Below are 25755 nucleotides of genomic sequence, written 5' to 3'. Positions count from 1 at the left end.
CACGATGTTGCTAGGCTTCCCCGAAACCAGTGGTAGCAGCCAGCTCCTGCCAGTGCTGCATCTGCTGCTGCACCAAAGCTATTTTTTGATCGGCTAGCTGGTAGGCATCAGCTCCCAGAAATACATGCAGGGGCTGGCGCTCAGTTTCGCTGAGCCGCAGGAGGGCGGCAGCAGCTTTTGCCGGGTCGCCGGGCTGGTGGCCGTTTATCTGCTGCTCGTGGGCTGTCTGGGAGTCGCGTACCGACTGGTACTCGGGCAGAGGGTGCTGGGGTGTGCCCAGCGAGCCGCTGGTTAGGAAGTCGGTGCGGAAATAGCCGGGGTACACCACACTGGCCTGCACACCAAACTCCTGTACTTCCGCCGCATACGATTCGGTGAGGCCAGCCACCGCAAATTTGGTGGCGCAGTAAATACCCCAGCCCGGAAAATTGCCCGTGAAGCCCCCCACCGAGGAAATATTAAACACCCGCCCGCGGCCTAGTCGGCGCAGATGGGGCGTGGCGTACCGCAGCACGTGCAGCAGCCCAAATACATTCACGTCAAAGTTGCGACGCGCCTCCGCGTCGGTAAGCTCTTCTAGTGCGCCCACCTGGCCGTAGCCCGCATTGTTCACCACTACATGCAGCCCGCCCAGGGTGCTGATGGTGGTTTCGATGGCCTGCCGCACACTATCCTCGTTGCCCAGGTCCATGTGCAGGGGCAGGAAACGGCCGTTGCTAGGCGGCACGGCTTGTTGGAGCTCGGTCAGGTTGCGGGAGGTGGCCGCCACCGTATAGCCGAGGGCCAGTAGATGCTTTACCAAGGTCAGGCCCAGGCCCCTGGAGGCGCCGGTCACAAACCAGATGTTGTGAGAAATCATTCAGTTGCTTGTTTTCGTGATACGTCAGCGAATCGCTCAGGGCGAGGCTTGCAAATTGATACAGCATAGGAAAGGCAGTGTGCAGTGAAGTGGCTAGGTAGGCAGACGCGCACTAGGCCGTTTTATTGCAGCCGGTGCCCAGAAAAACGAAATCATAACATACCCCTCCCCTCCACGCCGCATCCGGCCGCTGTTAGGGTGTGAGGCGGGCCGGGGCCCCAGCAGCGTTTCGCGTCGGCGGAGGTTGATTGAGGCAGGCACGGGCCGGCCGGATACGGCGCGGCACAGACCGGTTCAGGCAGTTGCTCATGAGTAGAGTGTTATGGTACACTGCAAAACTAGAGCAGGGCAGAGGCCAGCGGCTTACCTCATTCAAACGGATACTTGCGAAAATCAAACAGTACGCACGGCGGTAGGCGTAGTGCCCGCTCGCTTGCGGAAGAAGTTGGTGAAGTGGGCCGGTTCCTCGAACCCCAGGCAGTAGCTGATTTCTGCCACATTCCAGGTTGTGTGCCTGAGCAGGGCGTGGGCCTCCTGTACCAGCCGCTCGGCAATGAGCTGGGTGGTAGTTTTGCCAGTTACTTCCTTCAGGGCGCGGTTAAGGTGGTTAACATGCACGGCCAGCTGCCCGGCAAAGGCCTGGGCGCTGCGCAGGCGTACCTGCTGGCCCGGCGTTTCAATGGGGAACTGCCGCTCCAGCAGCTCCGTGAACAGCGAGGCAATGCGGGTGGCGGCGTTACTTTCCTGGTAGAGCGTGGTGGCTGGTTGCAGCTTCAGGGCGCTGTGTACCAACTCAAACACGTAGTTCCGCAGTAAGTCGTATTTGAATGCATAATCCGAATCCAGTTCGGCAGCCATCTTCTCAAACAGCTGGGTGGTACTGGCCAGCTGGGCATCGGTGAGCGAGTAGAGCGGCTGTCCGCCCGGCCTGAACATGGGTAGCTCCAAGGCCCCGGCTACCGGATGCCGCTGCAAAAAGGCCTCCGTGAAAATGCAGAAGTACCCCGATTGGTCGTCGTCCAGCGGCTCCCAGTGGTAGGGTACCAGCGGGTTGGCAAAGAGCAGAGCATTGCCCCGGATTTCCACAGTTTTATCGGCGAAGTGGTAGTTACTGCGGCCCCGCACCAGCGTAATTTTGTAGAAGTCTTTGCGGCTATAGGGCAGGTGGCAGGCATTCGGCCCCACAAAGTCATCGAGCCGGAATACGTTGAAATGCCCGATATCCTGGCGCAGGTTATCGGGCAGCCAATGAATTTTTTGGCGGTAGAACTCTTCAAGGGTAGTAGGCTGGGGCATGGCGAGCAATTACAAAAATCAAACTATTCAGCCTGCCAGATGGTTTTTTTCCGCGGTTAGTTACACACGTTTAACCGCGCTACTTAAATAATAGCCGTAAGTAATCGTCTAGTTGGTTGTCACCCTGCTTTCTGATACGATGCCTGTTCCCTTACCCAAGAAAATTCTGGCCCGCCAGCACGAAATAACGGCCGACTTTACCCGCCTCGTGCACGCCCACGTAGATGATTTAGTGGCCGGCCGGGCCACGGAGGCGCTGGAAATCCGGGATTTTGCCGGGCAGCTCTGCATTCATCCTACTCATCTCAGCAACACCCTCAAGCTCACCACCGGCGAGGCCCCCTGTGCCATTTATGAGCGTAAGCTGGTAGCCGTGTCCAAGCAGCTGCTCAGCAACCCCCGGCAGTCGGTGGCGGAAATAGCCGCCCAGCTCACCTACGACCCTTCCAACTTCACCAAGTTCTTCAAGCGCTTCGTGGGCATTACGCCCCGGCAGTACCGGGAGGAGCTGTGGGCTGGGCAGCGGGCCGAAACTTCGGAAACTGTCACCAGTTAATCTGAACTACTCACCAGAAAGGATAGGCGACCAGACAGGACCTTTGCTTCATCAGTTAACCCCTTGAAACTATGAGCACCACCAAAATAGCCCTGGTAACGGGCGGCAGCCGCGGCCTGGGCAAAAACATGGCCCAACACCTGGCCCAGAAAGGCCTGGACGTGATTCTGACCTACCATAGCAAGCAGGATGAGGCCGAGGCCGTAGTAGCCGAGCTACAGGCCCAGGGCCGCCGCGCCGCTGCCCTGCAGCTCGACGCTTCCAACATCGGCAGCTTCGATGGTTTCTTTGAGCAGGTAAACGCCACGCTAAGCAGCACCTTTGCCACCGACCGGTTCGACTTTCTCATCAACAACGCCGGCACGGGGCTGTATCAGCCTTATGACCAGGTAACGGAGCAGCAGTTCGATGACATGCTGAACATTCACTTCAAAGGCCCGTTCTTTCTGACCCAGAAGGCGCTGCCACTGCTGAACGATGGAGGCGGCATTATCAATATTTCGTCGGGCCTGACGCGCATTATCTACCCCAACTCCTCCGCCTACGCCAGCATGAAGGCGGCCATGGAAACCCTGACCAAGTACCAGGCCAAGGAGTTGGCCGGCCGCCGCATCCGCGTGAACATTGTAGCTCCCGGTGCCATCGAAACCGATTTTGGCGGAGGCCGCACCCGCGACAACAAGGAAATCAACGCCCACATTGCCAGCCTCACGGCCCTGGGCCGGGTGGGGCTACCCACCGACATCGGGCCGGTAGTGGCTTTCCTCTGCACCGATGAAGCCGGCTGGATTGATGCCCAGCGCCTTGAAGTATCGGGCGGCCAGGGTATTTAGCCTAGCCTGCATCCGCCGCAAACCAACAGCCCGGCCACTTCCTGCTTACGGAAGCGGCCGGGCTGTTGGCGGTTAGCAGCAGTAAAAGGTGGAGCAGTTAGTATACCTGCACATTGAAGTGAACTCCGCCGTACTGGCCCATGCGGGCATCAATGGGGTAGGTGCCGCGCCGGATCTTAATGGCACTTGCCCCCAGCGCATCGGTTTCGGGCTGGGCCACAAAAAACTCATCCGCGGGCCGGATGGTGATGGCGCGCACGTTGGCATCGAAGGGGGTAAGGAACTGCACATCGAGGCGCTGCTGCCGGAGTGTGAGCCGCACCCGGGGCGTGCGGATGGCCGGGCCGCTGGTGCGCTCCGTCATGTCCGGCGTGGCCGCCACGGCGCAGGCCCCGTCGCCCCACAGGCACTGCTCATATTTGGCAAAGCCCCGCATGTAGGAGTCGGTGCTGGGGTCCTGTTGCGCGGCGTCGCTGGATTGCTGCTGCACTACGGCGGGGCGGGTGGGAGCAACGGACTGCTCGCAACCCACGAGCAACAGCAGGCTAAAGGGGAGAAGTTTGTTCACGTGTGTAGATGGTAAGGTGGGAAAAGAACAGCGGCAATATAGCTATTTGTCCATGACTGCATCACGGAATAATAAAAAAAGGTCAGCTCGCGGGCTGACCTTTTCTGCAAGGCGGCTAAATGGCGTAATTGCCCCGCCTCAACCAAATTACACGTGAAAAAGCGGGCGTTCCGGATTCCATATTCCCCAGGGAATCATAACCAATACCAGAATTAATGCAATTAAAAACCAGGTAAATGCCTTCTTGTGCTTGAGCACCGGATCAGTGGCTTTCTTGGACAACGTGCGGCCTACCTGGGCGGCTACTACTGCCAGTAGCATACCGGTGAGGTGCTCTACGGCGAAGAAACGGCTGGTGGGGTCCTTCATTACAGCGCTGCCGGCGGTTTCAAACGCCTTAATGCCTACCGGACTAATGAAATACAGGATAATACCCAGCAGCAGCTGCAGGTGCATGGAGCCCACAAAAGCGGCTCCCATGCCGTTGTCGGCCCCGGCAAAAGGCTTGCGACCCTGCCAGCCCGTAAAGGCCCGGAAAATGGCAATCAAACCAAAAACCAGGACGAGCCAGCGCGTCCAGGAGTGAACCAACAGTACGGTTTGGTACAGGTACATGAGCAGAAACGGTGAAAGGGTGAAGTGGAAGGGGGTAAAGGTAGCAGGGGTGGCGCATTGTTGCCGGCCTTTGGTGTTGGGCTGGGCCGGCAGCGCCCACCCATGGCTTAGCCGGCTGCCTCAAACAAGGAGGGAATGGGCTCGTGCTTGTGGCCTTCAAAGGCAAAAATTTTCTCGGGAACGAACCGCTCTTCCTCCTGCCGCAGAATAGCCAGGTTGTTAATGGACAGCTTCAGGTTGAAGGTTTGCTGATTGAGGTACTGCATCACGGGGCCCAACAGCTCGGGAGTGGTATCGTGCAGAGCCAGCGAAATGTGCGGCAGCCAGCAGTCGGGGCCACTGAATTTGTCGGTGCGCAGGCAGAGCGGAGCGGTAGCCCGCAAAATGCGCCGGTGCAGATGGTTGAGCGCATCGGAGCGCAGCACCGGAATATAAATAACCGGGTTAGGCCCCGGAAACACGCCCAGCCCGGTGGTATGGGCCACGAAGGGCTGGGTGTGGCGGGCCACATCCCGGATAACCTGCTTAAGGGCCGACAGCTTCCGGACGCCGGCCAGCTGGTAGGTAATGTGCGGATCAGGCGTGGCCTGCACATCATCCAGCCCAAACTCGGATTCCAGGCTTTTGATGAGCCGATTAATCCGGTCCGCGTTCTGGGAGTTCAGAAGAGAGGTAATTGCAAGCATCGGACGTATAACTGAAAACACGCGCTAGTGGTTGGCCTGGGCCCGCATGTGTGCGTTGAAGACTTCGCTCTGGCCCCGGGCAATGCTCAGGGTTTGCCACTCGGCCCCGCGCCATTCCCGGGCCAGCTGCACAATCTGACCAACGTGGTACGCATAGTGAGCTACCTGCCGCTGCAAAGCCAGCAGGACCGTATGCGCCTCGCCCCGGATGTACACGGTCCGTAGCAGGTCGGCGGGGGCCAAGTGGTCGAGCACATCAAAGAGAATCTGCCAGGCTGCCTCCCACTGCGCCGGCAGCGCTGCCGCCGTGGCCGGCTGCTCAAACTCCTGGTCCCGCTGGCGGGTAGGCTTCTCGCCGTCGGAGGTCAGGAAATCGGTAAAGCGGGAGCGGAGGTTGCCCACCATGTGCTGCACCAGCACGGCAACGCTGTTGCTCTGGGCCGAGGGAGTTGCCAGCCACTGCGCCGGAGTGAGCTGAGCCAGTGCCCGGTCGGCCAGGGTTTTGTAGCTCCGGAACGTGTGGCTGATGGAAGCCAGCACAGCCGCGGCGGGGTCGTTGGAGGAGGGAGGCAGCAGCATAGACAGGAAGCAGTATGAGCAGGAACGACGGGGGCTAAGGTAGGAGTTACGGGCGTATTCTGCTTGGAAAGGTGGGCCACCGCAAACCGGCCAGACAACCCTTGGCGCCAGCTCTTGCGTAAGCGGTGCCGTGCCCTCAACTCCTTCTCCTACGCTTACTGCCACCCCGGCTCCGCGGCGCCGCTGGGTGCCCTGGCTGGCGGCAGGGGCAATGCTGCTGCTGCTGGTGTGGGGCGGCCTCACCTGGTGGCTCGACCCCTGGCTGCAGCGTACGGTGGAGCAACGGGTTCTGGAAGCCAGCCAGGGCCGCTACCACCTGCGCATCGGGCGGCTGCGCACGCATCTGTGGCCGCTGGGTGCCGAGGCGCAGGCCGTGCGGGTGCGCACGGTAGCGGCCGCCCCCGACTCGCAGCGCCTGCCCAGGGTGGAGCTGGCCGTGGGCCGGATTCGGATAGCAGGGGTAGGGTGGACCGCGCTGCTGCGCCGCTCCGAGGTAATTGTTGACAGCCTTGTGCTGGAGTCAGTGGCTGTGCAGCTGAGGGGCCTGCCTGCCGGAGCTGGCACCAAGCCTTTGCACAAGCAGCTGCCGGTTGCAGGACTACGCATTGGCTGGTTTGCAGTCCGGCACCTGCGGGGCAGCTACGGCTCCCCGGCCCGGCCATGGGCGCAGGTTGCCGATGCCTCGCTGGCGCTGCAGGATGTACGCCTGAGCGCTGCCGGAGCCGCCGACTCCGGCCGAATTGGCTACGCCCGGCAAGCAGTGGCCCGGGTCCGTGGCCTGCTGGCGCGGGTGCCAGGCCATACCGTCCGGCTCGTGGGGCTGGAGGCTTCCACGGTGAAGCGCCGGCTGCTGGTTGATTCGCTGCTTATCCGGCCCCTTCAGCCCATTACGGACCGGCGCAGCCCCACCGTACGAATTCACTTGGCCTTGCCCCGGCTGCTCCTCTCGGGGCTGGATGGTGCCCGGCTGGCGCACCGGCATTTTCAGGCCGATACCTTACGCATCCTCTCGCCGCAGCTAGCCCTCACGCTGCCCGCCCGGAAGCCGCCCAGCCTGCACGAGGTACTGCAGCCCTACCTGCGGGTCTGCCGACTGCAGGCTTTGTTGGTTGTTGATGGCAGAGTGCGCGTAGCTGGTACCGAGCTGGCTCCGGCAGTGGCAGGAGTGCGGCTGCAGGGAGCTTCCGTGCAGGTGCTGCCTTATGCCGGCCGCCCGCAAGGTATGTACTACGCCCGGCAGTGGAAGCTGCAGACCGGTCGGGTCACCGCCACGCTCAATGCCCCGTACTACCACCTTTCGTGGCAGGGCCTGCAGGCCGATTCCCGCCGCGGCCACCTGCGGCTGGCTCAGGTGCTGGTGGTGCCCACCCTGTCGGTGGTGGAGCTGGCCCGCCGCAAAGGCCATCAGGCTGCCCACGTATCGGCCCGGCTGCCGGAGCTGCTGCTAACCGGGCTCGACTTTCCGGCGGCCATAAACCAGGGGGAGCTAAAGGCCACAACCCTGCTCATCCGGAATGCCCGCGTCAGCACCCGCAGCGACGGCCGCTTCCCGATGAACCCCGCCATTTCCCGGGTTACACCGGAGGCGCTGGGCCGCCTGCCGTTCCGTTTCGCCCTCCAACGGCTCCAAATCAATCGGGCTACGCTCACTATGCTCTACCGGGCTCCGCGCCAGGCCCAACCCGGAACCATGCAGATTACCCGGTTTGGGGGTACGCTGCGCAACCTCAGCAATGACCCGGCCCGCATGAGTGCCGCGCACCCCCTTACCGGTGAGGCTACCGGGTGGCTGCAGGGGCAGTGCCGGGCCCGCCTCGAGCTTCGGGCCAACCTGCTGGATTCCCGTGGCTACCATACCATAAGCGGTACGTTTGGGGCGGCCCCCCTGGCCATTCTCAACTCCATGACGGTGCCAACCCGCGGCCTGAAGTTCCGGAGCGGCCAAATCCGGCAGATTCGCTTCCGGATGAGCCTGAACAAAACAGAGGCCCGGGGCACCATGTGGGGTGAGTATACCAGCTTGAACCTGCAGCGCCTAAACCGCCAAAACCAGCCCGGAGTGCTGCACCGCATCGAAACCACGCTTATCAACGGCCTGGTTATTCGGGATGATAATCCCCGGCGGCCGGGCGGTGCCGTGGTGCCCGGCCGCATCCGCTCCGACCGGGAGCGGCGTTATTCGGTGTTTTCGCTCTGGCGGCAGGGCCTGGTAAGCGGCCTGCTCACGAGTGCCGGCGTGCCCGGGGCTATTGCCAAAAAGCTCAGCGAAGCCGAGTAGCCTGCCGTGCTGTGGCTCATGTGCCAACCCGCTGCCGCCGCAGCCAGTTGTAGGCCGTAGCCAGGTCATCGAAGGAGGCCACGGTGGGATTCTCAATGTACTGCACGATGGCATCGGTGGATTTGCGCTCCGGAAATTCCGGAGCATAAATCCACGCCAAGTAGCGCAGGCCGGCCGCATACATTTCCTGCAGCCAGTTAAGGCTCCAGCTGGTGAGGTAAACGGTGGTGTGGGTGATGTTGGAGTTGTCGTTGAGAATTTTGGCAGCCGGACGCCGACGCATAACTTCCAGGATCAGCAGACAGGCCTGGCGCGAGGACTCCTGGTTGTGAAAGCCCTGCCAGTTCACGTACAGCCAGTGGTTGTCGTGGTCGTAGCTTATGGTCAGATTATCATTTTCCAGGATAAGTTCAAGTTGCATAACAGGCACTGGTAGGTAGGGTAGCGTACAATATGCGGTACGCAGGCGTTAGAGCAAGGAAATAAAAGACAAACGACGTCCCCAAACGCTGCATACTGAACAGGTAAATATACTACCATAACGCAATAGGGTGTAGGAACATGTATACGGGTATATGGGCAGATAAATACGCGGACAACTATAGGTTAGATACATTTCCCGATTACCTTACCAGCCTAAATCCGTACTCCATGAACCGCCGAATCTTCCTGCGCAATGGCTCCCTCGCCGGGCTTGCTCTTTCCACTGTTTCCCTAAGCGCCTGCTCTACCAGTCCCGAGAAGCCAGCTTCGGCCGGCGCAGCGGACACTACCGCTGCTGATGCCGCTTTTGAGCTGCACGAGGCTTCCGTGGCAGATTTGCAGGAGAAAATGAAAAGCGGCCAGCTCACGGCCCGCCGCATCACGGAGCTGTACCTGCAGCGCATTGAGCAGCTCGATAAAGCCGGCCCCCGGCTGAATGCCGTGCTGGAAACCAACCCCGACGCTCTTCAGCTGGCCGACCAACTGGACGAGGAGCGCAAAAACGGTAAGCTGCGTGGCCCCCTGCACGGCATTCCGGTGCTGGTGAAGGACAACGTTGATACGGCCGACCAGCAGCAAACCACTGCCGGCTCCCTGGCCCTGGCTGGGCACAAGGCCCGGCAGGATGCGTTTATTGTGCAGAAGCTGCGGGCGGCCGGGGCCATTGTGCTGGGCAAAACCAACCTGAGCGAATGGGCCAACTTCCGCTCCACGCGCAGCACCAGCGGCTGGAGCAGCCGCGGCGGCCAGACCAAAAACCCCTACATCCTCGACCGTACGCCCAGCGGCTCCAGCTCGGGCTCGGGCGCGGCGGCAGCGGCCAACCTCTGTGCCCTGGCCATTGGTACCGAAACCGACGGCTCCATTGTGTCGCCGGCCTCATGCTGCGGGCTGGTGGGTCTGAAGCCTACGGTGGGGTTGTGGAGCCGGGCGGGCATCATTCCCATATCGGCTACCCAGGATACGGCCGGCCCCATGACGCGCACCGTCCGCGACGCGGCTTTGCTGCTGGGTGCTTTGGCCGGCGAGGATGCCCAGGATGCCGTTACCAAGGAAAGCACCGGCAGGATTCAGGCTGATTACACGAAATTTCTGGATGCCAACGGGCTGAAAGGCAAACGCCTGGGCGTGGAAAAAAACCACCTGAAGGGCTCTTCTGATGCCATACCGCTGCTAAAAGCCGCGCTGGAAGTGCTCAAAGCCCAGGGTGCCACCGTAGTGGAGGTAGAGGTGGAAAAACAGACCGACCCGCTGGGCGAGGCCGAGTACGACGTGCTCCTTTACGAGTTCAAAGACGGCGTGAACAAGTACCTGGCCACGGCCGGCGCGAGCGTGAAAACCCTCACCGACGTCATCCGCTTCAACGTCGAAAACAAACCCAAGGCGATGCCCTTCTTCCAGCAGGAAATTCTGGAAACCTCCGACAAGCTGGAAGGGCTGAGCAGCTCCAAGTATCAGGAAGCCCTGCGCAAATCGCACGACGGGGCCAAAGCCGCCCTGGACAGTGTACTGCGCAAAGAAAAGCTGGATGGCATTGTGGCCATCACCAATGCCCCCGCCCGCTGCATTGACCTGATTAACGGCGACTCGGGCGGCGGGCCGGGCTTTTCCTCCCCGGCAGCCATGGCAGGCTACCCCCACATTACGGTACCCATGGGGCAGGTCCATGGCTTGCCGGTGGGCCTCTCGTTCGTGGGAGGAGCCTACCAGGAAGGTCCCTTGCTGGCATTGGCCTACGCTTACGAGCAGGCCTCGAAAAAGCGCGTAGCGCCGGAGTTCAAAGCGCCCTTTGTTGGGTAGCGCCCCAGGCTGACGGATAGCTAGGGCAAGCAGTTGCACCAAAGGCACTCCGCCGCTGGAGTGCCTTTGGTGTTTCTACACAGGTTGGAAATCGGGGAAGTTTTTGCTGGGTTTTGGTTGTTTTTTAAGTGCGCAGCCCGCTGCGGCCCCTGCCACCCCGAAAGCAGGACCGAAGAAAAGGGAAGGTGTTTTTGTGAGTGTGCTGTAAGCGTGTAGGAGGGATACAGGCGAGGGGTAGGGCCGCGGATGCAGCCTTGGAAATATGTGGGTAAGCCCGCTTATTTGGCATCCAGCCTCCTGATATGGAGCCTGGTACCGGCCCGAGTGGCTGCATCAGTTGTCCTGCTGAATACCCCACCACAACCATCCTACACGTCATGAAAAAACTCTATTCCTACGGGATGGGGGCCGCCCTGCTATTAAGCGGACTGGCTGCCCCGGCCCAGAACCGCCCTGCCGCCCCGGCCTTCAGCCTGGGCAGCCGCCAGGCACTGGTGCGCCAGCTGCAGGCCCAGGTAGCCGCCGACATAGCCCAGCGGGCCGTGCCTACAGTGGAGCTGCGCGTGGCCGCCAGCCAGATTTTCAGCGGCAAAGTCAACCACCGCCAGGACCTGGGCAAAACCGGAGCACTGCTGGCCGGCGAGATTCAGGGCGTGCCCAACTCCTCGTTCGTGCTGCGCATGGATGACCAGGGCGTGGAAGGTAATATCGTGCTGAAAAACACCCGCCAGGCCTACACCTACACCGCCGACCGGCAGGGCAATGTGGTGGTGCAGCAAGTGGATATTCATAAAGTTATCTGCCTCGACTACGATAAGCCAGCGGGCTACCAGGAGCCGGCCGGGGCGGGCACGGCGGCCAACCGCGCCGCCGTGGTTTCGCTGCAAAGCTACCCCGGCGCCCGGGGCTGCATTCTGCTGGATGTGGACGGCTACGCCCTGCCGGCCGGCACCGGCTGGAACAACGGTAACGCCTACAACGCCCCTTCCGCCAACATGACGGATGCCAACGTGCAGGCCATGTGGGAGCTGGTGAGCGAGGATTTCCGGCCCTTCCACGTCAACGTCACCACCGACGAAAACGTGTTCAATTCTTACCCCAAAAACATGCGTATGCGCTGCGTGGTGTCGCCGGGCAGTGGCAGCACCATTGCACCCGGCGCGGGTGGGGTAGCCTACCTCACGTCCTTCCGCTACAATGACGATACGCCCTGCTGGGTATTCATGTCGGACCCCAAGTCGGGCGGGGAAGCGGCTTCTCACGAGGTGGGCCATACCCTGGGCCTGAGCCACGACGGCCGCCTCAACCCCAAGGAAGAATACACCACCAACAGCAATAACCCCAACACTGTCTGGGCTCCCATCATGGGCGCAGGCTACTACAAGCCCGTTACGCACTGGAGCCGGGGTGAGTACAGCTCCGCCAGCCAAACCGAAGACGACCTGGTCATTATGGCGGGAGCTACTTACAACCTAGGCTACCGCGCCGATGACCACAGCAACGCGGTTTCCGGGGCTACGGCCCTGGCCCGCAACGGTAACAGCCTCTCGGGTGGGGGCCTCATTGAGCGTACCGCCGACCAGGATTATTTCTCGTTTAGTACCGGTGGGGGCACCGTGAACCTGAGCGTGAACACCGTGGGCCGCTACGGCAACCTCGATATAGTAGCGCGCCTCTTCACGGGCAGTGGCGGGCTTATCGGTACTTTCTATACTGGCGGAGGAGGCAACCTGAACGTGTCGTTATCGGCCAACCTTGGGGCGGGTACTTATTACCTTCAGATTGATGGTACCAGCTCCGGCAACCCGGCCACCGACGGCTACTCCGACTACGGCTCCCTGGGTTCCTTCAGTATTTCGGGCTCGGCTCCGGCCGGTGGCGCGGCGGGTGAGGCCACCGTGTACAAGGACTGCAACTACACGGGCACGGCCGTGCCCCTGCCCGTGGGCGACTATTCCCTGGCCGCCCTGCAAAGCCGGGGCATCCTCAACGACGACATTTCCTCCCTGCGCGTGAACAGCGGCTACGAGGTAGTGCTCTACGAAAACGATACTTACTCGGGGGCCTCCCTCACGGTGGGTAGTGCCGGCAACAGCTGCCTGGTAAACAATGCTTTAGGTGCCAGCAACTGGAACGACAAGACCACGTCCCTGCGCGTGCGGACCGCTGCGGCGGCCTTTAGCCGGCAGTTGGAAGCCGAAGCGGCCAACGTGAACAACGGCATGACGGTGGAAGCCTGCACCGATGCGGGCGGGGGCCAGAACATGGGCTACGTGGATGCCGGCGACTATCTGGTGTGGAACAACATCAACTTCCCCACCACCGGCACCTACACCATTGAGTACCGCGTAGCCAGCGGGGCCAGCGGGGGCACCATCTCCGCGGATCTGAACGCCGGTGCCATCCAGTTCGGCAATACGGCCATTCCGGCCACCGGGGGCTGGCAGAGCTGGACCACCGTGTCCAAAACCGTTACCCTCAATGCCGGGACCTATAATTTCGGCATCTATGCCCAGAGCGGGGGCTGGAACCTCAACTGGGTGCGCATTACCCGAGCCGGCGCCGCTCGCATGGCTACCGCGGAAGCTACGACCAAAGAACAGGCCGATGCTACCGATGCGGTGGAAGTGTACCCGAACCCGGTTACCGACCGACTGCTGCTGCGTGCTGCACATAGCCTGACCGGCAGCCAGTACCAGATTCTGGACAGCTGGGGCCGGACGGTGCTCAGTGGTGCCGGGGCTACGCACGGCATTGATGTATCGGGGCTGCAACCAGGCATGTATGTGCTACGGCTGCTGTCGGCCGGTAATAAGCCAGTTACACGCCGTTTCCAGAAGTAGTACTCGCAACTTCCGGCGGGTAGGGCCGGGGGCCTTACCCGCCGTATTTTTTATCAGGTCAGGTCATGATATTACGTAGCAGATTCCGGGGGAGCAGAGGATGGGTGCTGGGTGGGTTGCTGATACTGCTGGCCTGGGCCGCCGCGGCTACCGCGCAAACCAAAAGTGCCAAGCGTGGCCTGGCCTATGGTTACCACTCCGCTGCCGATATGCAAGTGCTAGCACCCGGCATTAGCTGGTGGTACAACTGGGCTTCCCAGCCCGATGCCGGCGCAGCCGGAGTATATACCAGCCTAGGCGTTGACTATGTGCCCATGCAGTGGGGCCGCAACCTGGGCAACGGCCCGGTAACGGCCAACCAGCTGGCAGCCAGTATTCCTAACAGTTCCCGGTATTTACTGGGTTTTAATGAGCCGAATTTCCTGAGCCAGGCCAACCTCACGCCGTCCCAGGCCGCTGCGCTGTGGCCGGTACTGGAAGACGTAGCCCGGCGCAAAAATCTGGCCCTGGTGTCGCCGGCTGTGAACTACTGCGGCAACTGCGTAACAGAGAATGGCGTGACCTATTATTCGCCCACGCAGTATCTTGATGCTTTCTTCGCCGCCTGTCCCAACTGCCGCGTCGACTACATTGCGGTGCATACCTACGTGTGCGAGGAGCGGTGGCTGCGCGAGAAAATTGCGGAGCTGAAGCGCTACAACAAGCCCATCTGGCTTACGGAGTTTGCCTGTGGCGACCTGCCCCCTAGCCAGATTACGCTGCCCCTGCAGCAGAAGTACCTGCTGGACGCCGTAAACTATCTGGAAAAAGAGCCGGCCATCTTCCGGTATGCCTGGTTTTCGGGCCGCAACGGCGAAATTCCCTTCATCAACCTGCTGGGTAACTCCGGTCAGCTCACGGCCCTGGGCCAGCAGTATGTGAGCCTGCCGCAAGGGTGGGAGGCGGGCCGCATCCGGCCGGTTGGCCTGACGGCCTCCTCGCAGGAAACCAATGCCACCAGTGCTACCGCCGCCGCTGATGAAAATATCAACACCCGCTGGGGCAGCGTATTTGCCGACCCCCAGTACCTGACGCTGGATTTCGGTAGCCTGCACAATATCAGTCGGGTGCAAGTAAGCTGGGAGGCAGCCTACGCCAAAGATTACCACCTGCAGACTTCCCCGGATGGCCTCACCTGGACCAACATCCAGACGGTGCTGAACAGTGACGGGGGCGTGGACAACCTAACCGGTTTGAGTGCCCGGGGCCGCTACCTACGTCTTTACGCTACCCGCCGGGCCACTGCCTATGGCTATTCGCTCTGGGAAATAGAAGTGTTCGGCTCACCCGTAGGGGCCCCCACAGCCACGCACGCCCAGGCGGATACGGAGCCCCTGGGCCTCTATCCCAATCCTGCGGCCACGGAGCTACACTTCTCTCTGCCTCCTAATACCCGCTTGCGCAGCCTGGTGGTGCTGGATGCCCGGGGCCGCCTCGTGCTGACGGATTATGCCCCCGGTGCTACGCTGCACATTGCTGCGTTGCCTGCCGGACTCTATGTAGTGCGCGCCACTACCACCAGCCACCGCCAGCTCACGCAGCGCTTCTTGAAACGCTAACCCCTTTGCCCATTCCACCTCCACAACCCCGCTGCTGACCCCGTATGAAAACAAGTACTTTCCTCAAAAATGCTCTGGCAGCTCTGGTGTTGCTGCTGGCCTCGGTGCCTGCGGTGGCGCAGTTCCGTGTTATCGGTTATCTGCCCTCCTGGACCGGCGACGTGAGCACCCTGCAGTACGATAAGCTCACGCACATCAATTACGCCTTTCTGCTGCCCAACGCCGACGGCACCCTACGCCCCATCGAAAATCCAGCCAAGCTGCAGAGCCTGGTGGCCACGGCTCACAGCCGCGGGGTGAAGGTGCTGATTTCGGTGGGCGGCTGGATGAACAACGGCAACCCCACGGAGTTTGCCTCCATTGGCAATAACGCTACCTATACCCGCAACTTTGCCACTAACCTCGTCAGCTTTGCCAGCCAGTATAGCCTCGATGGGGTAGATATTGACTGGGAGCATCCTACCAACAGCACGGCCAACGGCTACGCCAACCTGATGCAGGAACTGGGCACCCAGCTGCACAGCCGGGGCAAGCTCCTGACCACGGCCGTAGCGGGCGGTACCTGGGCTGGCCCCAGCATTCTGGACCGAGCCCTCTCTGCCCTCGATTTTATAAACGTAATGGCCTATGACGACGCCGCGCCGGCCCATTCCACCTACGCCCTGGCTTCTCAGTCGCTCAGCTACTGGCGCGGGCGGGGGCTGCCAGCCGGCAAGCTGGTGCTGGGTGTGCCGTTCTACGGGCAGGCCGGCGGCGAAACCTATGCTTCCCTGGTTGCCCGCGGTGCCGACCCCTACGCCGACTTGTTCCAGGGCATCGGCTACAACGGCATCACCACTATCAAAAGCAAAACCAATCTGGCCTTCGACCAGGGCAGCGGCCTCATGATTTGGCAGTTGGGCGGGGATGCTGCCGGACCCTACTCCCTGCTCTCGGCCATTAACCAGGTAGTACTGCAGCGCAGCGGTACCGGGGGCACGGCTCAGGCCTTGCCGGGCAAGATAGAAGCGGAGAATTTTTCGGCCCAGCAAGGCACCGACAAAGAGCCCACTACTGATGCGGGTGGTGGCCAGAATGTGGATTGGTTTGAAACCGGCGACTGGCTTGAGTATGCCGTGAGCGTGGCCGCCGCCGGTACGTATAAAGTGGAGTTTCGGGTGGCATCGGCCAACGGCGGCGCTACCTTGCAGCTGCGCAACAGCAGTGGCACGGTGCTGGGCAGCATCAACGTGGGCAACACCGGCGGCTGGCAGAGCTGGCAGACCATCAGCACCACCGTAACGCTGCCGGCCGGCCAGCAGACGCTACGCCTGTATGCCTCCTCTTCCACTGGCTGTAACATCAACTGGCTCAATTTCACAAATGCGGCCGCCTCATTCAGCGTTACCTTTCAGGCCGAAAGCTACAGCAGCATGAGCGGTGTGCAGGTAGAGGCCACCACTGATGCCGGCGGAGGCCAAAACGTGGGCTACATTGATGCCGGCGACTGGATGGCCTACGGCAACCTCAGTATTCCGGGTACCGGCCAGTACCTCATCGAGTACCGCGTAGCCAGCCCCGGCGGCGGCACCGTATCCTCCGATCTGAATGCTGGCGCTATCCAGCTCGGAAATACTGCCATTCCGGCCACTGGGGGCTGGCAGAGCTGGACCACCGTGTCGCGCACCGTCACGCTCAACGCCGGCACGTACAGCTTCGGGGTGTATGCGCAAACGGGTGGCTGGAACCTCAACTGGGTACGCATCAGTCGGAGCACCGCTGCAGCCCGTACCGGCAGTACCCCGGCCTCAGTGGCTTTAGCGGATGCTGAGGCACAGCACACCGAGCAACTCAGTATGTTTCCGAATCCGGCCACTGACCGCATACTTATGCAGGGGCCTGAGCTGACTGGTAGCACCTATCAGGTGCTGGATGCGTACGGCACGGTGAGAAGTACCGGCACCATCAGCCGGCAGGAAATTGATCTGTCGGGGTTGCCGGCTGGCGTGTACACCGTGCGGATTGTAACGCCACAACAGCAGAAGATTACCCGGCAGCTCATCAAGCAATAGCGCCGCTGTACAGCGCATAAAACAGCGCCCCCAAAGGCCTTGATAGGTTTTCGGGGGCGCTTGTTTGTTTAAAAGCAGCAGTTGGGCAGAGTAGGTGCTACGCTGCGTCGGAGGATTCGGTTCGGGTGCTTCTCTCGTTGGAAGAGGAGGCACTGCCCGAGCCACCCTCGTCGCCGCTTTCGGCGTCGAGATTCAGCTCGTAGCCGCCGCTGCCGTAGGTGGGGCGGCCAGCGGTCTGGCCTACTGCGCTGCCGGCCTGTTTGCCCTGGGCGGCAGCGGCGGAACGGTCGTTGGTTTCGTCAGGAGTTACGGAAGGAGGGGTGGTGGCCATAGCTGAAAGGGTAGTATCGTACAACAGATACTGTCCTATACGGCCCGGTAGGCTCCCACAGTCGACTGGGCCCGCAAAATTTGCTGCTACGGAACGTACTGCTCCGTCAGGCTCACTACTTCGCCCTGCCGGGTTTCCACCACGAAGGGCGCGTATTTCAGTGAGGCGGGCGGCGTTGCCAGCACTTGCGCCGGAGCCAGTGGGCGTTGCGCCAGCCCGTTGCCACCGTTCTGCCAGAACCGAAACGTAGCTCCGGCCCGTAGCGGCAGGGTGCGCTCTTTCTTGTTTTCGTTCACGATGTAGTAGTCGTTGGGCACGGAGTACACCGTGTCACCGTTCTGCACTTCCGCTATGGCGTCGCCGCGTCGCTGGGCGGCGGCCACGGCATCGGGGCCTTTCAGAAACTGCACGTAGTCGAGCACGGCGTAGTAGCGGCCTTTCTGCTCGTAGAAGCGGCGCACGTAGGCGTGGCCCCGGCCCGTGTTGCCCACTTTCTCGGTGGTGGATTGCTCGCCTTCCAGCGCCGGCAGGTTCTGGTCCCGGGCTTCGGCCACGGAGCCTTCCTGCTCCGTGGAGCGGCAGGCAGCAAAGGTAAGAAGCAACGCAACGGGAAGCAGGCGGCGGTTCATGCGGTAGGAGTGGGGGAGAGGAGTTTGGGCCGCAAGATACAGGCTGAACCGGCCCGGACGGTGCCCGTATTGCCCCGGAGCCGACTATATTTACCTGAGTCACCCTTGCCCCCGCACCCATGGTCCCCATCACCGACGTGTCGCAGCTGGACCTTTCGCGCCGCTACACTTACGCCGATTACCTTACCTGGCAGCTAACCGAGTGGGTGGAGCTGATTCGGGGCCGGGTGCGCCTGATGAGTCCCGCCCCCAAGCGCCGCCACCAGGATATTTCCCGCAACATCAGCACGCCCATTGCCTGGTTTCTGCGCGGTCGGCAATGTAAAACCTACGTAGCTCCCTTCGATGTGCGCCTCACCCGCAGTACCCCCAACAACGACGCCAGCATCGAAACCGTGGTGCAGCCCGACGTGTGCGTTATCTGCGACCCGCAGAAGCTCGACGACCGGGGCTGCCTCGGGGCCCCCGACTGGATTATCGAAATCCTGAGTCCCGGCAACTTTACCCGCGACACCAAGGAGAAGTTCGACCTCTACGAGGAAGCCGGCGTGCGGGAATATTGGGTAGTAGAGCCCGGCCAGAAAAACATCATCGTGTATCTGCTCGATGAAGCCGGCCGCTACCAGCTGCGCGGGGAGTTCTACACGCCCGGCCTGGTGCCGGTAGCCACGCTGCCGGAGCTGCAGATGGAGTGGGCTGAAGTGTTTGAGGGAGTGTAGGAAACGGCCTACCTCCGTTGAAAATCCCAACTCTCCGCCACGCATTCGAATGTGTTGTCTTTTAGGAAAAACACAAAGTGGTGAAGCTGAGCAGCATCAGAAACAAGACCAATAATCATGGACTCATCAGGGAAATCAACCTGCCAATTAGTAAATAACTCGTAAAACTCTCCCCAGGGTAATTGCCGGCTATTGTAGCGGTGCTGCCCTTTGTAGTAGCCCTCATCGTTTAAAGTGGTGAAGGCGTATTTATGGCAATTCCGAAACGTCACATACGTCTTGTCGCCTTCCTGAAATTGCTCAAACTGGAAGGCATTCAGGTAAAACTCAAGTTGCACAGTTTGCCCCGTGACGGTCAGGTGGGGCTCCGGCGCATTTGGGTCAGCGTTCCAGTTGTGGTTAAGTTTCTTAAAATGAAATGATTGGAATTCGCGAGAAAGAATATCAAATACTTGCATCTTCAGGCTGTAGCTAATTATTAACCTTTATTTCGACAGGGCTGAGGAAACAGCAGACCGCTAGCCAACAAACCACAATGCCGCCCCAACAAACCAAACTGCCATAGCCGTGACAAACAAACCAAACTCGCTGGGACGGTAGCCACCCATAATATTCATCCGAAACAGAGCATAGGCTACTCCGCACGCCATCAGCATGGCTGCTAGGCAATACAGCCCGAAATAAAGTAGGGAAACGGGATGGTAATTGGCTGTAAAGCCTAGAAATAGGAGGCCGAAAAACAGTAGCCAAATTGTCACCTTCGAAATCAGAGTGGGTTTTGGGTAGTCCGGTGAGCGGCCGAGAGAAAAGAGGTCGAAAAGCAGTCCTAATAAATCCATCAGTAAGATAGAAGGGGTATATCCAGCAAGGTAGAGGCAAGGAAGTAGCCCGCGTAATCGTTCGGTTTCACTTTTTTAAACCCCTACCTTTGCGGCTTCAAGCCCCGCAAAGTAGGATGATTTCCATTACCGACCTCGATTTTCACTTCGGCTCCCGTACCCTCTACGATAAGGCCAACCTGCACATCAAACCCAAGGATAAGATTGGCCTGATCGGGCTGAACGGCCGGGGTAAATCCACGCTGCTGCGCATTCTGGTGGGCGAGTACAAGCCCGACGGCGGCAGCATCTCGATGAGCAAGGACGTGAGCCTGGGTTTTCTGAATCAGGATCTGCTCAGCTACGATTCGCACGAGTCCATTCTGGTGGTGGCCATGCAAGCCTTTGCCGAGGCGCTGGATATTCAGAAGAAGATTGACGAGGTATTGCTGGAGTTTGAAACCAACTACACCGACGACCTGGTAGAAAAGCTGGCGAACCTGCAGGAGCGGTTCGAGGCCCTGGGCGGCTACACCATGCAGGCCCGGGCCGAGGAAATCCTGGAAGGGCTGGGCTTTACCACCGAGGAGCTGCAGCGCCCCCTGAAGCTGTTTTCGGGCGGCTGGCGTATGCGCGTGATGCTGGCCAAAATCCTGCTCCAGCAGCCTTCCTTGCTGCTGCTCGACGAACCCACCAACCACTTGGACCTACCGAGTATCAAGTGGATTGAGAACTACCTGGCTGGCTACGAGGGTGCCGTTATCATCGTCAGCCACGACCGGGAGTTCCTGGACCGCACCACCAACACCACCGTGGAGGTAACCGGCGGCAAGCTGGTGCCCTACGCCGGCAACTACTCCTTCTACCTCGAAGAGAAGGAGGAGCGCAACGCTATTCAGAAAGGCGCGTTCGAGAATCAGCAGGCTCAGATCCGGCAGGCCGAGCGGTTTATTGAGCGGTTCAAGGCCAAGGCCAGCAAAGCCAAGCAGGCTCAGAGCCGGGTGAAGATGCTCGACAAGCTGGAGCGCATCGACGACGTAGCCCAGGACGACGCCCGCGTGAACATCAAGTTCAACTTCACCGTCACGCCTGGCCGCCACATCCTGCGCATGGAGCACGTAGGCAAGAAGTACGGCGAGAAGATCATCTTCCGTGACACCCACGTCCATATCGAGCGGGGCGACAAAATTGCCCTCATTGGGGCCAATGGCAAGGGCAAATCTACGCTGATGCGCCTGGTGGCCGGCTCCGAGGCGCCCACCACCGGCAACCACCAGCTGGGCCACAACGTGATTATGTCGTTCTACGCCCAGCACCAGCTGGAAAGCCTGCGCATCGAGAATGAGATTCTGCAGGAGATGGTGGAGGCGGGCTCCAAGCGCACCGAAATGGAGTTGCGCACGGTGCTGGGCTCCTTCCTGTTCACCGGCGACGACGTGTACAAGAAAATTAAGGTGCTTTCGGGCGGTGAGAAAAGCCGCGTGGCCCTGGCCAAAACCCTGATTTCGGAAGCCAACTTCCTGCTGCTCGACGAACCGACCAACCACTTGGATATGCAGTCGGTGAACATCCTGATTCAGGCCCTCGACCAGTACCAGGGCACCTACATCGTGATTAGCCACGACCGGTTCTTCGTGGAGAACGTGGCCAACAAAATCTGGTACATCGAGGATTACCAACTGAAGGAGTACCCTGGCACCTACAACGAGTACGAGCAGTGGCAGGAAGACCGGGAAAAAGCCGCCAAGAAGGCCGGTTTGCCCTCACCCTCGGCCCCGAAGCCGCTGCCTAAAGAAGAGAAGAAAGTGGACGCTTCGCCCGCCAAAACCCCTTCGCCCGATCAGAAAAAAGCCCTCAAAGAGCTGGCCGAAGTAGAAAAGAAGATTGATGAGCGGGAAAAAGAGCTGGCCCAGTACGAAGCCCAACTGGCCGACCCCCAGATCTACCAAAACGCCGCCCAGCTGAAAGACGCTACCCTCAAATTCGAGCAGGTCAAGAAAGAGCTGGCCCAGCTCAACGACCGGTGGGAAATGCTGGCTGAAATGTAGCCGGCTGATTCCCCGACTGCCAATAAAAAAGCCCCGTCAGACTATTCAGCGTCTGAGGGGGCTTTTTTGTGGTAGTTCGGAAATGAAGGTGTTCGTGCAGCGCGGCCGGAGTCTACTGGTAAAACCGCGCATATGCAGTTTTACAGTGGACTCCAGCAAACATTTGGAATGATATTTTGTCTTTCTACATAAGAATGATTCTTATCTGAAAGTCGTTTCCTACTTTTGAGCTCGACAATCAGCGGCCCTTGCAAAGGCTGACCTAAAAGTACCGTCAATAACCGTTGGTGGAACTCAGATTCTTCTCAGCGTTACGTTCAACCCATCCTAACCCAACCCATGGCGCACGAACAGAAAGGGCACGCCCCCGAAAACAACACCACCGAATACTTCATGAACGATACCTCCGTGGCCAAGTGCCCGTTCCTGGGGGGCGCACTGAAGCAGGCGGCCGGTGGTGGTACCCGCAACCGTGACTGGTGGCCCAACCAGCTTCGGCTCAATATCCTGCGGCAGCACTCTTCGCTCTCCGACCCAATGGACCCGGGCTTCGACTACGTGGAGGAGTTCAAAAAGCTTGACCTGAATGCCGTGAAGCAGGATCTGTTCGAGCTGATGACTACCTCGCAGGACTGGTGGCCCGCCGACTATGGCCACTACGGCCCGTTCTTTATCCGCATGGCCTGGCACTCGGCCGGTACCTACCGCATTGCCGATGGCCGCGGCGGCGCGGGCTCGGGCATGCAGCGCTTTGCCCCCCTCAACAGCTGGCCCGATAACGCCAACCTCGACAAGGCCCGCCTGCTGCTGTGGCCCATTAAGCAGAAATATGGCCGCCAGATTTCCTGGGCCGACCTGATGATTCTGGCCGGCAACTGCGCCCTGGAGTCGATGGGCTTTAAGCCCTTCGGTTACTCGGGTGGCCGCGCCGACGTGTGGGAGCCGCTGGATGAAATCTACTGGGGCTCGGAAAAGGAATGGCTGGGTGGCGACCTGCGCTACTCCGGCGACCGGCAGCTGGAAAAACCGCTGGCGGCCGTGCAGATGGGCCTCATCTACGTGAACCCTGAGGGCCCCAACGGCAACCCCGACCCCATGGGCTCGGCCCGGGACATCCGCGAAACCTTCGGCCGCATGGCCATGAACGACGAGGAAACCGTGGCCCTGATTGCCGGCGGCCACACCTTCGGCAAAACCCACGGCGCCGCCGACCCCGCCAAGTACATCAAACACGAGCCCGCCGCCGCTGGTATTGCGGAGCAGGGACTGGGCTGGCTGAACTCCTACGGCACCGGCAACGGCGCCGATACCATTACCAGCGGCTTAGAAGGTGCCTGGACCTCTACGCCCGCCCAGTGGAGCCACGATTACTTCAAGTATCTGTTTGAGTATGAGTGGGAGCTGACCAAGAGCCCCGCCGGGGCACACCAGTGGCGGCCCAAGAACAACGCCGGCGAAGGACTGATTCCGGACGCCCACGACCCGGCCAAGCGCCACGCTCCCTTCATGCTTACTTCGGATCTGGCCCTGCGCGTAGACCCCATCTACGAGAAGATTTCGCGCCGCTTCCTCGAAAACCCCGAGGAGTTTGCCGATGCTTTTAGCCGCGCTTGGTTTAAGCTCACCCACCGCGACATGGGTCCCATTTCGCGCTACGTAGGCCCCGAGGTACCCGCCGAGGAGCTGATCTGGCAGGACCCGCTGCCGAAAGCTGACTATGCCCCCATCGACGCGGCTGACGTGGCCGCGCTGAAGCAGCAGCTGGCCGATTCGGGCCTGACGGTGGCCGAGCTGGTGCGCACGGCCTGGGCATCGGCCTCCACGTTCCGCGGCTCCGATAAGCGCGGCGGAGCCAACGGGGCTCGCATCCGCCTAGTGCCCCAGAAGTACTGGACGGCCAATAACCCCGCCGAGCTGGACAAAGTGCTGGATAAGCTTACGGCCATTCAGCAGCAGTTCAACGCCAGCCAGACCGGTGGCAAGCAGGTTTCTCTGGCCGACCTGATTGTGCTGGGCGGTGGCGTTGGCATCGAGCTGGCGGCCCGCGCGGCTGGCCATTCGGTAGAGGTACCCTTCGCCCCTGGCCGCACGGATGCTACCCAGGAGCAGACCGACGTGCAGTCGTTCGAGGCCCTGGAACCCAGCGCCGACGGCTTCCGCAACTACCTGGCCCTGCACCACGAGGCCGTGGCCGAAGCCATGCTCATCGACCGCGCCCAGCTGCTCACTCTCACGGCTCCCGAAATGACGGTGCTGGTAGGCGGCCTGCGCGTGCTCGACGCCAACTACGACGGCTCGCGCCACGGCGTGTTCACCACCCGCCCCGGCCAGCTCACCAACGACTACTTCGTGAACCTACTGGACATGGGCACTACCTGGCGCGCCACCTCCGAGGCTGACGAACTGTTTGAAGGCCTGGACCGCAAAACCCGCGAAGTGAAGTGGACCGGCACCCGCGTGGACCTCATCTTCGGCTCGAACTCGGAGCTGCGCGCCATTGCTGAGGTGTATGGCACCCACGACGCGGGCGAGAAGTTCCTGCGCGACTTCGTGGCCGCCTGGACCAAGGTGATGAACCTGGACCGCTTCGACCTGCACCGCTAGAACCGGCGAACAGGTAGATAAATAGCAAACCGCCACGCTCGAAGCCATACGCTTAGGGCGGGGCGGTTTTGTGTGTTGTATTATTTGTGACGTTTCACGGCTTTGCGATGTGGTGGCATTCCGTGTTCCGTCAGTTTAAATGTAGAAACTAAAGTTCAATAGTAGCACAATCGTTCAGCACTTGTTCATCAGCCACCATATTGCAAAACCGATGTTATGTGCCGTGTTTATCCGTTCTGTTTCATATAATTCAACAGGTCTATGATATGCTGTTGTGTATGACTATAAAATATCAATTCGAAGAAACGGAGCCCGTCTGCGAGACTGTTGTTTTCTATTCTCCATTTGATTTCCCACATGTCGATTATGATGTCCGTCAAATCGTCAATTGCGTCACCAATATGATCTTCCTGTGAATTGTCTATGTCATTAATATCAGAAACTTTCTTGTAGAAACAGAATTCAGGAAAGTTGCTCGTTACGTTCTGTCTAATTGTGTCGATCTTTTTATTGAACTGGGGATAATCTTTGTCATCAAACTCAAAAGCAATATCAAAGTAATAGCTGTAAATCCTAACGAGATTTTTTTCTAATTCTCGATTTCTGCCTTCAGTTTTTAGGTTCGGCTGAAGTCCATATTTAATTACTTCATTAATGGCTGCAATTAGTTCTGTCATTGTGGGAGAGTGGTATGGCACATAACGGAGAAGAGCTTGCCGATGTACCGGCAATAGCCTTCCGTCAGCTTAAATTTATTACAATAGTTCAATAAGGTTATGTCGTTTAACATTTGTTCTTCAGCCGGTATATTGGCAAACTCATGTTATAGGCAGTACTGTCACGATTTCCACCCCTGCAAAATAAAACCTGAGACAATAACGGCCCCAGCATAAAATAGACTGTAAGTTCTTGCCATAGAACCGCCAATAAGTGAAAATGTTACAAATACTCCAATTATTGCAAGAATTACCAGGAGCCACTTCAATAAAACAGGAGAAAGCTTTCCCGTTAATGATGAATGTGCCAACCAAACTACCATAAAGGTTGGCGTCGAAAATGCTATTCCGAATGGGATAAACAAGAAAATGACACCAATATTCGCTGAGTTCTTAAAGTAGCTGGCGTCGTACAATGAACTTCCAAGTCCAAGTAAAACTGGACCAACAATCATTGTTGTAAGCAGCCAAAGCCTGAATGGATAAATTCTATTATTCGGAACGGTTGCCATTGTATTGCCTATAACATTCCTATTGCCGAAGGTGGCAAGAGTGGTTGAATTTCGGCAATATACGCTCTGTACGCAGTAATCTTTCGGCAACAGTATGGCCGTTAGGCTTATTGCTGAAACTCGGGCTTTATAACCCGAGGCTGTCGAGGGGAGACGCCGGCTGGCTGCGCTGGGCTACATGGGTGTAAATTTCGGTGGTCTTTATACTACTGTGCCCCAGTAAATCTTGGATAACGCGAATGTCGGTGCCAGCTTCCAGCAGATGGGTGGCGTAGGAGTGGCGTAGCATGGTGCCATCTTGGCATTTCTGGATAGTATGGTAAGATAGGAAGC

At 59.6% G+C, this 25755-nt stretch carries 24 protein-coding genes; 10 read left to right on the top strand and 14 right to left on the bottom strand.

Annotation, left to right across the window (positions count from 1 at the left end; genetic code table 11):
• Window positions 1-10 precede the first annotated feature (10 nt).
• Together EI290_RS13085 and EI290_RS13080 are read right to left on the bottom strand one after the other, a co-directional pair.
• On the bottom strand, window positions 11-859 hold the full coding sequence (locus tag EI290_RS13085) for an SDR family oxidoreductase (protein WP_125430981.1): 849 nt from the start codon (window positions 857-859) through the stop codon (window positions 11-13).
• A 393-nt stretch (window positions 860-1252) separates the two neighbouring features.
• Window positions 1253-2155 (bottom strand): helix-turn-helix domain-containing protein, encoded by a 903-nt coding sequence (locus EI290_RS13080; RefSeq protein WP_125430979.1) that lies wholly within the window; start codon window positions 2153-2155, stop codon window positions 1253-1255.
• Window positions 2156-2294: 139 nt separating this feature from the next.
• On the opposite strand from EI290_RS13080, the gene EI290_RS13075 reads away from it, so the two are divergent.
• Window positions 2295-2711, top strand: a complete 417-nt coding sequence (locus tag EI290_RS13075; protein ID WP_125430977.1) for a helix-turn-helix domain-containing protein — start codon at window positions 2295-2297, stop codon at window positions 2709-2711.
• A gap of 71 nt (window positions 2712-2782) precedes the next feature.
• Window positions 2783-3544, top strand: coding sequence for an SDR family NAD(P)-dependent oxidoreductase (locus EI290_RS13070; protein ID WP_125430974.1), 762 nt, complete (start codon window positions 2783-2785; stop codon window positions 3542-3544).
• A gap of 97 nt (window positions 3545-3641) precedes the next feature.
• Here the strand turns inward: EI290_RS13070 and EI290_RS13065 are convergent, their stop codons facing one another.
• The 4 genes from EI290_RS13065 to EI290_RS13050 all read right to left on the bottom strand — a co-directional run bounded on the left by EI290_RS13065 (window position 3642) and on the right by EI290_RS13050 (window position 5992).
• A complete protein-coding gene (locus EI290_RS13065; RefSeq protein ID WP_125430972.1) occupies window positions 3642-4112 on the bottom strand; it encodes a hypothetical protein in 471 nt (156 codons plus the stop codon).
• Window positions 4113-4259: 147 nt separating this feature from the next.
• Window positions 4260-4727 (bottom strand): hypothetical protein, encoded by a 468-nt coding sequence (locus EI290_RS13060; RefSeq protein ID WP_246008946.1) that lies wholly within the window; start codon window positions 4725-4727, stop codon window positions 4260-4262.
• A gap of 107 nt (window positions 4728-4834) precedes the next feature.
• Entirely contained in the window at window positions 4835-5413 is a 579-nt protein-coding gene (locus EI290_RS13055) for a 2'-5' RNA ligase family protein (protein WP_125430970.1), read from the bottom strand.
• A gap of 24 nt (window positions 5414-5437) precedes the next feature.
• Window positions 5438-5992, bottom strand: coding sequence for a DinB family protein (locus EI290_RS13050; protein ID WP_125430968.1), 555 nt, complete (start codon window positions 5990-5992; stop codon window positions 5438-5440).
• A 130-nt stretch (window positions 5993-6122) separates the two neighbouring features.
• Here EI290_RS13050 and EI290_RS13045 point away from each other — a divergent pair, with 130 nt between their 5' ends.
• Window positions 6123-8270 (top strand): AsmA family protein, encoded by a 2148-nt coding sequence (locus tag EI290_RS13045; RefSeq protein ID WP_125430966.1) that lies wholly within the window; start codon window positions 6123-6125, stop codon window positions 8268-8270.
• Between the two features lie 16 nt (window positions 8271-8286).
• On the opposite strand, the gene EI290_RS13040 is transcribed toward EI290_RS13045, so the two are convergent.
• Window positions 8287-8691: a hypothetical protein gene (locus tag EI290_RS13040; protein WP_125430964.1), complete on the bottom strand. Its 405-nt coding sequence runs from the start codon at window positions 8689-8691 to the stop codon at window positions 8287-8289.
• Between the two features lie 230 nt (window positions 8692-8921).
• Between EI290_RS13040 and EI290_RS13035 the strand changes: the two genes are divergently transcribed.
• From EI290_RS13035 to EI290_RS13020, 4 genes are all read left to right on the top strand, one after another.
• Complete coding sequence (locus tag EI290_RS13035) at window positions 8922-10553, top strand: amidase (RefSeq protein ID WP_125430962.1); 1632 nt, start codon at window positions 8922-8924, stop codon at window positions 10551-10553.
• Between the two features lie 377 nt (window positions 10554-10930).
• On the top strand, window positions 10931-13396 hold the full coding sequence (locus EI290_RS13030; RefSeq protein ID WP_185816982.1) for a carbohydrate-binding protein: 2466 nt from the start codon (window positions 10931-10933) through the stop codon (window positions 13394-13396).
• Between the two features lie 65 nt (window positions 13397-13461).
• Entirely contained in the window at window positions 13462-14994 is a 1533-nt protein-coding gene (locus EI290_RS13025) for a glycosyl hydrolase (protein ID WP_125430958.1), read from the top strand.
• Between the two features lie 44 nt (window positions 14995-15038).
• Window positions 15039-17045, top strand: a complete 2007-nt coding sequence (locus tag EI290_RS13020) for a carbohydrate-binding protein (protein ID WP_125430956.1) — start codon at window positions 15039-15041, stop codon at window positions 17043-17045.
• 97 nt (window positions 17046-17142) lie between these two features.
• Here EI290_RS13020 and EI290_RS13015 read toward each other — a convergent pair whose 3' ends face one another.
• Window positions 17143-17376: a hypothetical protein gene (locus EI290_RS13015; protein ID WP_125430954.1), complete on the bottom strand. Its 234-nt coding sequence runs from the start codon at window positions 17374-17376 to the stop codon at window positions 17143-17145.
• An 86-nt stretch (window positions 17377-17462) separates the two neighbouring features.
• On the bottom strand, window positions 17463-18005 hold the full coding sequence (locus EI290_RS13010) for a hypothetical protein (protein ID WP_125430952.1): 543 nt from the start codon (window positions 18003-18005) through the stop codon (window positions 17463-17465).
• A gap of 119 nt (window positions 18006-18124) precedes the next feature.
• Here EI290_RS13010 and EI290_RS13005 point away from each other — a divergent pair, with 119 nt between their 5' ends.
• The gene (locus EI290_RS13005; protein WP_125430950.1) at window positions 18125-18724 is read left to right on the top strand and encodes a Uma2 family endonuclease; all 600 of its coding nucleotides are present in this window, start codon (window positions 18125-18127) and stop codon (window positions 18722-18724) included.
• Between the two features lie 8 nt (window positions 18725-18732).
• On the opposite strand, the gene EI290_RS13000 is transcribed toward EI290_RS13005, so the two are convergent.
• Together EI290_RS13000 and EI290_RS12995 are read right to left on the bottom strand one after the other, a co-directional pair.
• Complete coding sequence (locus tag EI290_RS13000; protein ID WP_125430948.1) at window positions 18733-19182, bottom strand: hypothetical protein; 450 nt, start codon at window positions 19180-19182, stop codon at window positions 18733-18735.
• 60 nt (window positions 19183-19242) lie between these two features.
• A complete protein-coding gene (locus EI290_RS12995; RefSeq protein ID WP_125430946.1) occupies window positions 19243-19563 on the bottom strand; it encodes a hypothetical protein in 321 nt (106 codons plus the stop codon).
• A 116-nt stretch (window positions 19564-19679) separates the two neighbouring features.
• On the opposite strand from EI290_RS12995, the gene EI290_RS12990 reads away from it, so the two are divergent.
• Window positions 19680-21590, top strand: coding sequence for an ABC-F family ATP-binding cassette domain-containing protein (locus EI290_RS12990; RefSeq protein WP_125430944.1), 1911 nt, complete (start codon window positions 19680-19682; stop codon window positions 21588-21590).
• A gap of 393 nt (window positions 21591-21983) precedes the next feature.
• Entirely contained in the window at window positions 21984-24194 is a 2211-nt protein-coding gene (gene katG / locus EI290_RS12985; RefSeq protein ID WP_246008954.1) for a catalase/peroxidase HPI, read from the top strand.
• A 227-nt stretch (window positions 24195-24421) separates the two neighbouring features.
• On the opposite strand, the gene EI290_RS12980 is transcribed toward katG, so the two are convergent.
• The 3 genes from EI290_RS12980 to EI290_RS12970 form a co-directional block, all read right to left on the bottom strand.
• Complete coding sequence (locus EI290_RS12980) at window positions 24422-24871, bottom strand: DUF5063 domain-containing protein (protein ID WP_125430939.1); 450 nt, start codon at window positions 24869-24871, stop codon at window positions 24422-24424.
• Window positions 24872-25032: 161 nt separating this feature from the next.
• Window positions 25033-25422 (bottom strand): hypothetical protein, encoded by a 390-nt coding sequence (locus tag EI290_RS12975; RefSeq protein WP_125430936.1) that lies wholly within the window; start codon window positions 25420-25422, stop codon window positions 25033-25035.
• Window positions 25423-25549: 127 nt separating this feature from the next.
• Complete coding sequence (locus EI290_RS12970; RefSeq protein ID WP_125430933.1) at window positions 25550-25711, bottom strand: tyrosine-type recombinase/integrase; 162 nt, start codon at window positions 25709-25711, stop codon at window positions 25550-25552.
• Window positions 25712-25755: the final 44 nt, after the last annotated feature.

Origin of the sequence: Hymenobacter metallilatus, from assembly GCF_003944705.1 — a bacterium.
GTDB lineage: Bacteria > Bacteroidota > Bacteroidia > Cytophagales > Hymenobacteraceae > Hymenobacter > Hymenobacter metallilatus.
This window is presented reverse-complemented; position numbering and strand designations above follow the sequence as displayed.

Excerpts from the sequence above, each read along its gene's own strand:
- EI290_RS13085 (WP_125430981.1), bottom strand. The coding sequence starts at position 859 with ATGATTTCTCACAACATCTGGTTTGTGACCGGCGCCTCCAGGGGCCTG.
- EI290_RS13080 (WP_125430979.1), bottom strand. The coding sequence starts at position 2,155 with ATGCCCCAGCCTACTACCCTTGAAGAGTTCTACCGCCAAAAAATTCAT.
- EI290_RS13075 (WP_125430977.1), top strand. The coding sequence starts at position 2,295 with ATGCCTGTTCCCTTACCCAAGAAAATTCTGGCCCGCCAGCACGAAATA.
- EI290_RS13070 (WP_125430974.1), top strand. The coding sequence starts at position 2,783 with ATGAGCACCACCAAAATAGCCCTGGTAACGGGCGGCAGCCGCGGCCTG.
- EI290_RS13060 (WP_246008946.1), bottom strand. The coding sequence starts at position 4,727 with ATGTACCTGTACCAAACCGTACTGTTGGTTCACTCCTGGACGCGCTGG.
- EI290_RS13055 (WP_125430970.1), bottom strand. The coding sequence starts at position 5,413 with ATGCTTGCAATTACCTCTCTTCTGAACTCCCAGAACGCGGACCGGATT.
- EI290_RS13050 (WP_125430968.1), bottom strand. The coding sequence starts at position 5,992 with ATGCTGCTGCCTCCCTCCTCCAACGACCCCGCCGCGGCTGTGCTGGCT.
- EI290_RS13040 (WP_125430964.1), bottom strand. The coding sequence starts at position 8,691 with ATGCAACTTGAACTTATCCTGGAAAATGATAATCTGACCATAAGCTAC.
- EI290_RS13035 (WP_125430962.1), top strand. The coding sequence starts at position 8,922 with ATGAACCGCCGAATCTTCCTGCGCAATGGCTCCCTCGCCGGGCTTGCT.
- EI290_RS13030 (WP_185816982.1), top strand. The coding sequence starts at position 10,931 with ATGAAAAAACTCTATTCCTACGGGATGGGGGCCGCCCTGCTATTAAGC.
- EI290_RS13025 (WP_125430958.1), top strand. The coding sequence starts at position 13,462 with ATGATATTACGTAGCAGATTCCGGGGGAGCAGAGGATGGGTGCTGGGT.
- EI290_RS13020 (WP_125430956.1), top strand. The coding sequence starts at position 15,039 with ATGAAAACAAGTACTTTCCTCAAAAATGCTCTGGCAGCTCTGGTGTTG.
- EI290_RS13015 (WP_125430954.1), bottom strand. The coding sequence starts at position 17,376 with ATGGCCACCACCCCTCCTTCCGTAACTCCTGACGAAACCAACGACCGT.
- EI290_RS13010 (WP_125430952.1), bottom strand. The coding sequence starts at position 18,005 with ATGAACCGCCGCCTGCTTCCCGTTGCGTTGCTTCTTACCTTTGCTGCC.
- EI290_RS13005 (WP_125430950.1), top strand. The coding sequence starts at position 18,125 with ATGGTCCCCATCACCGACGTGTCGCAGCTGGACCTTTCGCGCCGCTAC.
- EI290_RS13000 (WP_125430948.1), bottom strand. The coding sequence starts at position 19,182 with ATGCAAGTATTTGATATTCTTTCTCGCGAATTCCAATCATTTCATTTT.
- EI290_RS12995 (WP_125430946.1), bottom strand. The coding sequence starts at position 19,563 with ATGGATTTATTAGGACTGCTTTTCGACCTCTTTTCTCTCGGCCGCTCA.
- EI290_RS12990 (WP_125430944.1), top strand. The coding sequence starts at position 19,680 with ATGATTTCCATTACCGACCTCGATTTTCACTTCGGCTCCCGTACCCTC.
- katG (WP_246008954.1), top strand. The coding sequence starts at position 21,984 with ATGAACGATACCTCCGTGGCCAAGTGCCCGTTCCTGGGGGGCGCACTG.
- EI290_RS12980 (WP_125430939.1), bottom strand. The coding sequence starts at position 24,871 with ATGACAGAACTAATTGCAGCCATTAATGAAGTAATTAAATATGGACTT.
- EI290_RS12975 (WP_125430936.1), bottom strand. The coding sequence starts at position 25,422 with ATGGCAACCGTTCCGAATAATAGAATTTATCCATTCAGGCTTTGGCTG.
- EI290_RS12970 (WP_125430933.1), bottom strand. The coding sequence starts at position 25,711 with ATGCTACGCCACTCCTACGCCACCCATCTGCTGGAAGCTGGCACCGAC.